The organism is Litoribrevibacter albus (genome assembly GCF_030159995.1).
In the GTDB taxonomy this organism is placed as follows: domain Bacteria; phylum Pseudomonadota; class Gammaproteobacteria; order Pseudomonadales; family Litoribrevibacteraceae; genus Litoribrevibacter; species Litoribrevibacter albus.
The window spans coordinates 194,032-206,763 of the sequence record NZ_BSNM01000026.1; the positions used below are offsets into that span (position 1 = coordinate 194,032).

The 12,732-nt window shown below is 46.8% G+C and carries 7 protein-coding genes; 6 read left to right on the forward strand and 1 reads right to left on the reverse strand.

The window, feature by feature from the left end:
• Positions 1-53 precede the first annotated feature (53 nt).
• The 5 genes from trpC (at position 54) to QQL66_RS19635 (ending at position 8,571) form a co-directional block, all read left to right on the forward strand.
• The gene (gene trpC, locus QQL66_RS19615) at positions 54-848 is read left to right on the forward strand and encodes an indole-3-glycerol phosphate synthase TrpC (RefSeq protein WP_284383821.1); all 795 of its coding nucleotides are present in this window, start codon (positions 54-56) and stop codon (positions 846-848) included.
• Positions 849-1,045: 197 nt separating this feature from the next.
• Positions 1,046-2,488, forward strand: a complete 1,443-nt coding sequence (gene sbcB, locus QQL66_RS19620) for an exodeoxyribonuclease I (protein WP_284383823.1) — start codon at positions 1,046-1,048, stop codon at positions 2,486-2,488.
• A gap of 210 nt (positions 2,489-2,698) precedes the next feature.
• Positions 2,699-4,168, forward strand: coding sequence for a NarK family nitrate/nitrite MFS transporter (locus QQL66_RS19625; RefSeq protein WP_284383824.1), 1,470 nt, complete (start codon positions 2,699-2,701; stop codon positions 4,166-4,168).
• A 248-nt stretch (positions 4,169-4,416) separates the two neighbouring features.
• Complete coding sequence (locus QQL66_RS19630) at positions 4,417-6,636, forward strand: molybdopterin oxidoreductase family protein (RefSeq protein WP_284383825.1); 2,220 nt, start codon at positions 4,417-4,419, stop codon at positions 6,634-6,636.
• A gap of 15 nt (positions 6,637-6,651) precedes the next feature.
• Positions 6,652-8,571, forward strand: a complete 1,920-nt coding sequence (locus tag QQL66_RS19635; RefSeq protein ID WP_284383826.1) for a DmsC/YnfH family molybdoenzyme membrane anchor subunit — start codon at positions 6,652-6,654, stop codon at positions 8,569-8,571.
• Positions 8,572-8,715: 144 nt separating this feature from the next.
• On the opposite strand, the gene QQL66_RS19640 is transcribed toward QQL66_RS19635, so the two are convergent.
• Entirely contained in the window at positions 8,716-9,546 is an 831-nt protein-coding gene (locus tag QQL66_RS19640) for a tetratricopeptide repeat protein (protein ID WP_284383827.1), read from the reverse strand.
• A gap of 607 nt (positions 9,547-10,153) precedes the next feature.
• Here QQL66_RS19640 and nirB point away from each other — a divergent pair.
• Entirely contained in the window at positions 10,154-12,697 is a 2,544-nt protein-coding gene (gene nirB, locus QQL66_RS19645; RefSeq protein WP_284383828.1) for a nitrite reductase large subunit NirB, read from the forward strand.
• Positions 12,698-12,732: the final 35 nt, after the last annotated feature.

Below are 12,732 nucleotides of genomic sequence, written 5' to 3' on the forward strand. Positions count from 1 at the left end.
TTGCATAAGTCAAAGTTTCTGAGCTCGTGTTGAATATCGAATAAGTGAGATCTATGAACACTCCTACCATTCTGACCAAAATTGTGGACCGTAAGCGTGAAGAAATTGCTGAACGTTCCAAGACCGTCTCTTTGGCAGATCTTAAAGCCATGTCTCAGGACATCGCGCCAGCTCGTGGTTTCGTAAAGGCCATTCAAACCAAGTTGGATCAAGGTCATTCAGCGGTGATTGCGGAGATCAAGAAGGCGTCGCCGAGCAAAGGCGTGCTTCGTGAGCACTTTGTGCCTGCGGACATTGCTAAAAGCTATGAGCAAGCGGGTGCGGCGTGTATGTCCGTACTGACTGATGCGGATTTTTTCCAGGGTCATGAAGATTATCTTAAACAAGCGCGAGCGGCGTGTTCATTGCCGGCGATTCGTAAGGATTTCCTGGTAGATGAGTATCAAATCTACGAAGCCAAAAGCATTGGCGCCGACTGTGTGTTGTTGATCGTCGCGTGTTTGTCGCAACAACAATTGGCGGATCTGACCGGTTTGAGTCATGAGTTGGGTATGGATGTGCTGATCGAAGTGCACGATGGTGACGAGCTGGATGTGGCTCTGACCGTTGATAACCCGCTGGTGGGCATCAATAACCGTAACTTGCACACCTTTGAAGTGTCCTTGGATAACACCTATCAATTGTTGGATCGTATTCCTGAAAACCGCATTGTAGTGACTGAAAGTGGTATTCATACCACGGCTGATGTGGCGGACATGCGTGCACATCAGGTGAATGCTTTCCTAGTGGGTGAGGCCTTCATGCGAGCTGAAAACCCAGGCGATGAGCTGGCTAAGTTGTTTGTCTAATTTCACTGTTGGATTTGAGAAAGGCGTGGCTGAATAAGTCGCGCCTTTTTTAATACCTAAGTGGAAATTACTGCTGGCGGAGGCCAATTCCGGCTTCTTTGATTGACCTGATTAAGCAGTCTCCCTACCATTTGGCTTCTGTTTATCCTGAATTCTATATTTTCTTATTTCTTCTTTTTATTTCGTGTGGAGCAAGTATGAGTTATCAAGGCACCTTTTATTGGTATGACTATGAAACCTTTGGTGCCGATGCTCGGGTTGATCGAATTTCTCAGTTTGCGGGTATACGCACCGATGCCGATTTAAACATTATTGGTGAGCCTGACATGTTCTATTGTCGTCAGGCCGAAGATTATCTGCCTGACCCGATCGCTTGCCTGGTGACAGGTATTACCCCGCAGCAAGCTAATCGGGAAGGGCTATCGGAAGTGGAGTTCGCGCGACGCATTAGTGATCGATTCAGTGAACCGGGTACATGCGTACTAGGTTATAACTCCATTCGTTTTGATGATGAGTTCACCCGCAACCTGTTCTATCGCAATTTTATTGATCCCTATGCGCGTGAGTATAAGAACGGTAACAGTCGGTGGGACTTAATTGATGTGGTGCGTTTGACTCATGCGCTTCGCCCGGAGGGGATCAAGTGGCCTAAGAAAGAAGACGGCACGACCAGCTTCCGATTGGAAGAGCTGACGGTAGCCAATGGCATTGGCCATGAAAACGCGCACGATGCGTTATCAGACGTCTACGCCACTATCGCGATTGCCAAGTTAGTGAAAGATAACGTTCCCAAGCTGTTTGATTATGCATTTTCGCTAAGAAACAAGCAGACCGTTTTTGAAACCTTGTCGGTTGGTTCCAATAAACCTGTGCTGCATATTTCGTCCATGTTTGGTGCAGAGCGTGGTTGTATGGCGTTGGTGCTGCCTTTATGTGCCGATCAGACCAATGCCAATGCAATACATTCAATTGATTTGTCTTTTGACCCGGATTTACTGGAAGGGCTGTCGGTTGAAGAAATTCAACGACGGGTGTTCACCTCTCAACAAGAGTTAGGCGAAACGCCACGCATTCCCTTTAAAACCATTCATGCTAATAAATCACCGATGGTGGTGGCGGCGAAAATGATGACGGATGAGTTGGCTCAGAAATGGGGCCATGATCTGAATCTTTGTCGTCAGAACTGGAAAAAGTGGCAGTCAAAAGCGCATTTACTACCGATCATTCAACAGGCATTTGCTTTTGAGGGCAGCGAAGAAACGGATGTAGATCGTATGATTTACAGTGGCTTTTTCCCTCGTCGAGATAAAGAAGCCATGGATTACATCGGCCGTTCCGACATCGAGCAACTAGATCCTAATGCATTCAGTTTTCAGGATATCCGCTGTCCAGAGTTACTCTTTCGGTGCAGAGCCCGTAGTTACCCGGATGCACTGACGGACGAAGAACGCATGAAATGGGAGCAGCATAAGTATCGTGCGCTTATGGAGCAAAATTATGGTGCGCCTCGTTGTCTGTCCAATTATCCCGAGTTGCTTAATAAAGCACACTTGGAGTTCCAAGATAGAGCGGATGCGCAGTTTTTGCTCGAAGAATTGATGTTGTACGCTCAGTCTATCGCCCCTTTTGATAGCTTTTAGTGAAACTGACCCATTCCTAACGTTTTTGGTGCACGATTGCGTGCACCAAATCGATAATTAGGATTAGGAATAGTGCATCTTTTTTTGTTACTTCCAGTTTTATGAGGAAAAAATACATATAACTATTTGAATTTATTGGTGATTTGTTTAAGTGGTGCTTTCTTTGCTGTTTCTTGGTATCCGATTTCTAATTTAGCAAGGACCTCGAACATGAGTACTTCTGATAAATTCAACCTCTTTTCCTTTACGGGAAAAATGAAAATCCTTCACATGAGTTGGATTGCATTCTTTATTACCTTCTATGTGTGGTTTAACCACGCACCGTTAGGTGGTGTTATTTCAGAATCTTTGGGCTTAACTAAAGCGCAGTTTAAAACGCTGTTAATCCTTAACGTCGCACTAACCATTCCTGCACGTGTCATTATCGGTATGTTGACCGATAAATATGGTCCTCGCATTGTCTACTCCGCTATTTTGTTCCTGGGCAGTATTCCTTGCTTCATGTTTGCTTTGGCTGACACCTTTGAACAGGCAGCGATTGCTCGTTTTCTATTAGGTTTCGTAGGTGCAGGTTTCGTTGTTGGTATTCGTATGGTGTCTGAGTGGTTCCCTGCGAAGCAATTAGGTACTGCAGAAGGTGTCTACGGCGGTTGGGGGAACTTTGGTTCTGCAGCGGGCGCTATGAGTCTTCCTGCGATTGCCTTGTTGTTTGGTGGTGAAGATGGCTGGAGATACGCGATCGGTATCACTGGTTTACTATCACTAGTGTTCAGTATCATTTGGTACAAGAACGTTACTGATACACCAAAAGGTTCTACTTACTTCAAGCCGAAAAACAACGGTGGTATGGAAGTAACGTCGAAAGGTGACTTCTATTTCCTTCTTATCATGAAAATTCCTATGTACGCGGCATTGGCGTTGTTGACCTGGAAGCTGTCTCCAAGCGGTGTGTCTATGCTGTCTGCAATGACTGCGGATCTTATCTACGTTGGTTTGGCTGTGCTTTATGTTTACGACAGCTATAAAGCTTACAGCGTGAACAAAAACATCTTTAAAGAAGAAGTGCCTGAGATTCATCGCTATGAGTTCAAGCAAGTAGCTGTTCTGAACATCTTGTACTTCGCTACCTTTGGTTCTGAATTGGCAGTGGTTTCTATGTTGCCATTGTTCTTCGCTGAAACGTTCGAACTATCAATGGTTCAAGCGGGTCTTGTAGCTTCTGCTTACGCGTTTATGAACCTGATGTCTCGCCCTGGTGGTGGTCTGATTTCTGATAAGTTTGGCCGTAAGAAAACGCTTCTTATCTTAACTGCAGGTTTGGCTGTGGGTTATCTGACAATGGCGATGATCGACTCAAGCTGGCCGCTAGTGGTTGCCGTGATTGCAGCGATGGCGTGTTCATTCTTTGTGCAAGCGGGTGAAGGTGCGGTATTCGCAGCGGTTCCTCTGATCAAGCGTCGTTTGACGGGTCAGATCGCAGGTATGACTGGTGCGTACGGAAACGTGGGTGCGGTGTTCTATCTAACGGTTCTTTCTATGGTGAGCTACCAGACTTTCTTCTTGGTGATCGCAGCGACGGCGGTACTTGGTTTCGTAACCTTGTTCCTGATGAAAGAGCCAAAAGGCGAAATCGCTGAAATCGACGAGAATGGTCAGGTACAAATGATCAGCGTTGGCTAAGCCATCGATAGCATGCTCTTTTATTAAAAATGGCCGGTTTTGAACCGGCCATTTTTATGTGTGAATGAAAGTGGTGCGATAAAGTTGAGTGATTTGGTTTGATTTTTGCTAATTAACGCTAGTGATAAATTAAAACTTATATAAAACAATAAGTTATATCTTGGTGCTGCTTAGATCTGGTGCGATAAAGGGACTGATTTAGCTGGATTGCTTTGTTGTGGTGCGAGATATGGTGAGGAGAGCGAATCATGCTTTTTGGTCGTAAAGACAGAAACCCCATTCGAATTGCTGATAAAAAGGTAGTTGAGTGGAAATACACAACGTGTGGCTATTGTTCCACCGGGTGTTCTATTCATGTTGGCTTGGATAAAGACGGTAATGCAGTGGCAACCCAAGGGGTGGCTGATGCTGATGTGAATCGAGGCAAGTTGTGCATTAAAGGTATTTTCGAGCATGAACTGTTTGAAGCACCAGGTCGAGGCAACAAACCTTTGATGCGTCAAAGACCGTATGAAGATGAATTTCAGGAAACCGATTGGGATACCGCACTGGATCACATGGGTTCTGAAATCCAACGCATTCAAAACACCTATGGTAAAGACAGCTTTGCCATTATTTCTACCGGTCAGCTGTTAACGGAAGAGTTTTATACGCTAGGTAAGTTAGCGCGTGGCTGTATCGGTTCGAACAACTACGATGGTAATACGACGTTGTGTATGGCCTCGGCGGTATCTGGCTATAAGCGTTCTTTCGGGTCGGACGGCCCTCCGGGATGTTACGACGATTTTGACCACACCGAGTGTTTGATTGCTTGGGGATCTAACCTTCCAGAGCAACACCCAATCATTTATTGGCGTTTAAAAGAAGCGCTGGAAAAACGTAAATTTCCACTGATCGTGGTTGATCCGCGAGTCACCATGCTGGCTCAGTTTGCGGACATGCACCTGCCAATTACACCAGGCACAGATTTGGTGCTGATGAACAGTTTGATGCATGTAATTCTGGCCGAAGGTCTGGAGGATCGTGACTACATCAATGCTCACACTAAGGGCATTGAGGATGTAGAAGCCTGTGTTAAGGATTACGACCCGATCACGGCATCAAAAATTTGTGGTATTGATGAAGACACTATCCGCAATGTAGCTCGTTTGTATGCGAATGCCGGCGCGGCGATGTCGATCTGGACGATGGGAATCAACCAAAGTACTCACGGTTCAGATGGTGTTGTCGGCATCAACAGCCTGAACCTGATCACCGGTAACATCGGTAAGCCGGGTGGCACCTCGCTTTCTATTACCGGTCAATGTAATGCGATGGGTACTCGTGAGTGGTCTTCATGTTCAGGTTTGCCAGGCTATCGTGTGTTGGAGAAACCAGAGCATCGTAAAGAAATTGCCGAGTTTTGGGGCATTGATGAAGAGTTCTTCCCGAAAAAACGCGGCCTGACCGAAACCGATATTTTCCCGGCCATCGAAACCGGCCAGATTAAAGGCTTGTGGTTGGTAGCAACCAACCCGATGACCTCGATGCCGAACACCGCGCGTATTCGTAAGACGTTAGAGAAACTCGACTTCCTGGTGATTCAGGACGCCTATGCGGATGTGGAAACCACTCATTACGCGCACATGTATCTGCCTGCTGCAGTGTGGGCTGAGAAGGAAGGCTGTTTCACCAATACTGAACGTCGCATCAATATTGTGCGTCAGGTAACCCAGCCAAAAGGTGATTCAAAACCGGATTTCTGGATCTTCAAGGAACTGGCGAAGCGTTTCCCGAACGGTCAGAAAATTCATTTCCCGGAAACACCAGAAGGTGCTTTCGAAGAGATGAAGCAGTTGTCCAAAGGCGATAAGCGCACTCTGGATATCTCAGGCATGAGCCATGACTTGATTGAAAAGTCGCGTGGTATTCAGTGGCCGTTCCGTGAAGGCGAATTAGAGAAGGTGGACGACGCGCAGGAAAATGGCGTAAAAGGTAATTCTCGCCTGTATACCGATGGTGTCTTCCAAACACCGGATGGCAAAGCCAATTTGATTCCGTTGCCATTCATTAATAACAACGAAGTGCCGGACGATGAATATCCGTTCTGGATGAATTCAGGACGCGTAGTGGAGCATTTCCACACTCGTACTCGTACCGGTAAGTTGGGCAACCTGAACAAATTCAGCCCGACGCCGTACATGGAAATGAACCCGGACGCGGCGGCGGAATTGGGCATTCAGCACCAGTCTTACGTCCGTATTGTCAGTCGTCGTGGTGATGCGGTGGTGATGGTGCAAACTACCCAGCGTGTACCGCGCAACATGGTCTTTATTCCATTCCATTTCCACGATTGTGTTAACCGTGTGTCATTAGGTCTGTTAGACCCGCACTCCCGTCAACCTGCCTTTAAACAATGCGCGGTGCGTATTGAGAAGGTCGATCAGCAATTAGCGGCTGAATTGAATGCAGAACGACGCGCGTTTTAAGAGGAGTGACAGAATATGTTGATGAATGCTTGGTATAAAGTTCGCGATCGTCTTGATCAGATCGGAACCGATAACTCTGATTTGGACGCGACACCGCGTCCGATTTTCCAACCTCGCCCTGGCGAGCAAGAGTATGCAAAATTGAAAGATCCTGCGGTTCAGGATGTGAACCGTTATGGTGAGAAAATTAACCTGCTGGACATCACCCACAGTACGGGTGGCGAAGGCAACTCCATGTTTATTAACGGGAACCCGGAAGTCGGCTGTAACCCGAATCGAAATAAACAACACGGGTTCCACTTTACTGCAGATAACTGTATTGGTTGTCACGCTTGTGAAGCGGCGTGTAGTGAGAAGAATGACAACCCGGCGCACATTGCGTTCCGTTCGGTGGGCTATGTGGAAGGGGGCTCGTACCCGGACTTCAAACGTCTGAATATTTCTATGGCGTGTAACCACTGTGATAATCCGGTGTGTTTGAAAGGCTGCCCGACTAAGGCCTATACCAAACACTCGGAATACGGTGCCGTGTTGCAAGACCCGGAAACCTGTTTCGGTTGTGGTTACTGTACTTGGGTGTGTCCGTACAATGCACCGCAACTAGACCCGATCAAAGGTCGTGTTTCCAAGTGTAATATGTGTGTGGATCGTCTTGAAGTCGGTCTGAAACCTGCGTGTGTCTCCGCCTGTTTGGGTAATGCACTGAACTTTGGTGTGATCGAAAATACGCCGGAGAATCGTGAACAGATTAAAACCCAGATTCCTGGTTTCCCTGATCCATCGATTACTCAGCCGAATATTCGTTTCCAGCAAACGCGTACTATGCCGAATGAAATGGGTCGTACCGATTCGATGCCGATTAAATATCGTAAGGAAGAGGATGGTTCATTCCGTTCTGTTGTTGACGAAAAGGCTGGTAAGGATCGTTTCTGGAACTTGGGTCGTTTGAGTTCTCGTGAGAATCCGTTGGTGATCTTTACCTTAACTACGCAAGCAATTTTGGGTGCGTTCCTGATGTTGTTCCTTGGTTCGATGTTGGGTGTGGATGCCATTGAAGCGGTTGAGCAGAGTGCGGTGTATTTCCCATTGTTGTTCAGCATGGTTGGCTTGCAGGTGTTGGTGTTAGTGCTTTCAACCTTGCACCTTGGTAAACCACTGCGTTTCTATCGAGGCTTCAATAACCTACAAACCTCGCCGTTGAGTCGAGAAGCTTTGGGTATCGCGATGTTCCTGGCGGGCTTATCTGGTTTTACCTTCTTCAAGCTAGTGAACGTGTTGTTGGAGTTGGGTGTTGTTGATTTGATTGCCAATGGCTTTGGTGTCTTTGCGGTGGTTACCGGCTTGATTGGTCTGTACTTCATGCATTGCATTTACCGCATTGAAGCACGCCCGTTCTGGAATCACTGGCAGGTGCTAACGTCATTCTTTGGCACTATGTTCAGCTTGGGTGCAGTGTTATTGGGTGTGTTTGTGATTCCGACGATGTTGATCGCGGGTGAATCTGTTGCAACCATGCTTCCGATGTTGGCGGCTTTCTCTGCGCTTGGTTTGATCGCTGAAGGTGCAGGTCTGGTGGCTCACGCCAAGTACTTGAATACGGAAAGTGGTGAAGGTGCGGCAGCGCATTACATTCAATGGACCACCTTTGGTAAAACTTACCTTCTGCGAAATGTGTTGATCGGTGCTGGTGCGCTGATCATGGCTGGCTTGGCCATCTTTGGTGGTGACAATGCGGTGTCGGTAACGGCAGCGGCCTTAGTGTCTGTAGCAATTGTGCTTGCCTTATTGGCGGGTCGTGCCTTGTTCTATGTGTTGGTGATCCCAACAACTATGCCGGGTGCCTTCTTCTGGAAGAATAAAGGTTTTGAACAGCACGCGCGTGATATTGGTTTGGCCGAGATGCCGCAGGTGGGGGTTGTGCCAGACTTGCACTAATTCATCTACAGTGCCCTGAAAACGTAATTTAATCTTCAATCGGGATTAAATTACGTCCATAAAAAAACGGAGCTTTAAACAGCTCCGTTTTTTTATGCTTGAGAAAAGGGAAAGAAGTTATTCCTCTTACACTTGATAAGAACTCTACTTCACTTCATAGAAGTTATCATCATCGTCTGAATCATTGTTCTCGTTAGCTGATTTTGGTTCTTCTGAGTTAGGCGTTGCCTTTGAGGAAGGTGGCAGGTAATCCGAAAACTGTTCCTCTAACTGCGCCAGTAGTTCTTTTCCTGCCAGAATTTGTTCGCTTTTGAGCTCTTCGGTGAATACCGGTTCGGTTTCCTGGGCTTCTTTCAGTCCGGCTTTGGCCGCCAATAATACCCAGGCGTAAGCGGTAATCGGGTTACGTTGTGTGCCTTTGCCAGAATAATGCATCAATGCCAGGTTGTGCCATGCAGTAACGAACCCTTGATCGGCGGCCGCTTGATACAGTTCAAAGGCTTTTTTGAGGTCTTCGACACAACCTAGTCCGTCTTCGTAAAAGGTGGCTAGATTGAACTGGGCTTGCGCCAGGTTGTGTTTCGTCGCTTCGGTGAACCAGTAATGGGCAGACACCAGATCCACTTGGCCTAATTGCCCTTGGGCATAGAGCAGGCCCAAATTGTATTGTGCTTCTGCAATGTCGAACTTGCCTGCGCGCCAGTAACATTCTGCTGCTAATTCAGGATAGGTTTTTTGGCCATCTCCTTGCTCGTAAAACACGCCCAATGTGTAGAGAGCCTGAGTGGCGCCTTTTTCCGAAAATTGAACAGCTAGGTCATAACGGGCTTGCGGGTCTTCTAGATTGTCGAGCCTGTCCATGAAGGTGTGATTTAGCTTCTCACGTTGTTTATCTGTGAGTCTTGCTTCTGGGTGAGACTGTTCATTTGCTGCACGTCTGCTTAATAGTTTATCGATCAGTTGTTTTATAGCCATCTGTGTCTCCTGACAGTACCCAGAATATAAGTCGTACTAAACCTAGTGCGTTAAACCCAAAAACCTTGGATATACCTTTAAGAACTCTTAAATCGTCCTTAAAGGGTACTTGCTTCTATTTTGAGGATAGTAACAAGGCTGGGTAATCACGATGAAGCCGATTTAATGCAAGGTCTGAGCCTTAATGCTAACACTTGTGGCATTTAACCGGATTATGCTTCGAGCTGGCACATAAAAAAGTTCGCTGTTCTGTGCCGATTTTCGATGCCACGCTTTTAAGTGGCTGAATTGTGTGAAGTTGGGGCGGTTTATACCTATGTCATAGAGCATAACGATGTTTTTGCACTGAACTTATTCAGAAAGATAACTATAAAGTTAGGAAAAAACGGTTCTGCCTCATTTTGGTAATTTTAGTAAGGATATGTGGTTTTATTTGGTGCGCCTTATTAAAAGCGGGCACGGCGCTGGAGGGTAGAAGTCTTCTTTGAAGTTTTTAACTTTATGAAATATAAGGGGAAATTAAGTATTTTTTATGTTGGCACACTAACTGCTAAGACTAGGGTAATAGAAACAATCGTGAATTTCTAAGAGTAGCGGGAAGAGTTCCATGAGTAAGCAAAGAATAGTAATTGTCGGTAATGGTATGGTTGGTCATAAGTTTATCGACAACGTGCTAGAAGGTGAATCGCGTGATCAATATCAGCTAGTAACCTTCTCTGAAGAACCAAGACAGGCTTATGACCGTGTTCATTTGACGGAGTACTTTGCAGGACGCTCAGCCGACGATCTATTGATGGCACCGAAAGGCTATTACGAAGAAAACGGTGTTGAGTTACACATCAATGAAAAGATCGTTGATATTGATCTGGAAACCAAAGAAGCCATTGCTGCCAGCGGTGCTCGTGTTGCATACGACAAGCTGATTCTGGCAACGGGTTCTTATCCTTTTGTTCCACCAATCCCAGGCCATGATCAAGAACATTGCCTTGTTTATCGTACCATTGAAGACCTTGAAGCGATTAAAGCGTCTGCTCAAGTGTCTAAGTCCGGTGTGGTTGTTGGTGGTGGTTTGCTTGGTTTGGAAGCCGCGAAAGCATTACACGATTTGAATCTTGAAGCACACGTTGTTCAGTTTGCTGATCGCTTGATGAACGTTCAGTTGGACGTGGGCGGCGGCGCCATGCTTGAGAGCATGATTGAAGAGCTGGGTGTAAAAGTACACTGCTCTAAGAACACGCTGAACATCTCAGCAGGTGAAAACGCGCGTTATAAGATGGAATTTGAAGATGGCGAATCGCTTGAGACAGATATGATCCTGTTCTCTGCGGGTATTCGTCCTCAAGATGAGTTGGCTACAAAAGTCGGTCTGGAAGTTGGTCCTCGTGGCGGTATTGTTGTTAATAACCAGTGCCAGACGTCAAACGAAGACATTTACGCGATCGGCGAGTGTGCTCTTTGGAATGGTCAGATCTTCGGTCTGGTAGCGCCTGGCTATCAAATGGCTCAGGTGGCTTACGATCACATTGCAACGGTTGGCGCATCTGACAATGCCTTTACCGGTGCAGACATGTCCACAAAGTTAAAATTAATGGGTGTGGATGTAGCGAGTATTGGTGACTCTTTAAGTCAGACGCCGGGTTGTCATAACTACACCTATGTAGATGAAGTGACGTCTGTTTATAAGCGTATCGTTGTTAGCGCAGACAAGAAGAAATTGTTGGGTGCGGTATTGGTTGGTGACGCAGAAGATTACGGCACACTGCTTCAGTACGCATTGAACGGTATTGATCTGCCTGAGCATCCAGATGCCTTGATCCTACCTAACCGTGATGGTTCAGAGCCTGTTGGTCTTGGTCCTGATGCTTTGCCTGAAACCGCTCAGATCTGTTCGTGTTACGACGTGAGCAAAGGTGCAATTTGTTGTAGCGTCCAAGAAGGTGCACACACCATCGGTGATGTGAAGGCTGCGACGAAAGCGGCAACCGGTTGTGGTGGTTGTGCGGCGCTTGTTACTCAAGTGATGAACAGCGAACTTGCCAAGCTGGGTGTTGAAGTGAATACAGACATCTGTGAGCACTTTGCTTATACCCGTCAAGAGCTGTTCCACATCATCAAAGTAGAAAAAATTAAGTCGTTCTATGAGTTGCTAGAGAAGCACGGAAAAGGTCACGGATGTGACATCTGTAAGCCTGCCGTTGGTTCTATCCTGGCGTCCGTATGGAACGAACACGTAATGGAATCTCAAAACCATCCATTACAAGACACCAACGATTACTACATGGCGAACCTTCAGAAAGACGGTACTTACTCCATCGTACCTCGTATGGCGGGTGGTGAAGTGACGCCGGACAAACTGATCGTGTTAGGTGAAGTTGCTCGTGACTATAACCTCTACACCAAGATAACCGGCGGTCAGCGTATCGACTTGTTCGGTGCTCGTGCAGAACAGCTTCCTGAGATCTGGAAACGTCTTGTTGATGCAGGCTTCGAAACGGGCCACGCCTACGGTAAGTCGCTGCGTACCGTGAAATCTTGTGTGGGTAGCACCTGGTGTCGTTACGGTGTGGATGACAGTGTGGGCTTGGCGGTTGAAATTGAAAACCGTTACAAAGGCTTGCGTTCTCCTCACAAAATCAAATTCGCAGTATCAGGGTGTACCCGTGAGTGTGCGGAAGCTCAAGGTAAAGACGTGGGCATCATTGCAACAGAAAACGGCTGGAACCTATACGTCTGTGGTAACGGTGGTATGAAGCCTCGTCATGCAGACCTGATCGCAACCGATTTGGATAAAGAAACCCTGATCAAGTACATCGACCGTTTCTTGATGTTCTATGTAAGAACAGCGGATCGTCTACAGCGTACCTCGGTATGGTTCGAGAACCTGGAAGGTGGTTTGGATTATCTGAAGAGCGTCGTGATTGATGACAAATTGGAAATCTGCGATGAGCTTGAGAAAGACATGCAGTACGTCGTAGACACTTACGAGTGTGAGTGGAAGAAAGCGATCAATGACCCAGAGAAATTGAAGCGTTTCCGTCACTTTGTGAACTCAGATAAGAAAGACGAAAACATCGTGTTTGTTGAAGAGCGTGGTCAGATCCGCCCGGCAACCGAAGATGAGAAGAAAATTCCAGTGGCTGAGTTAGCGTAAGGGGTCGTTTATACGATCCCCCGGTTACAAGCTAA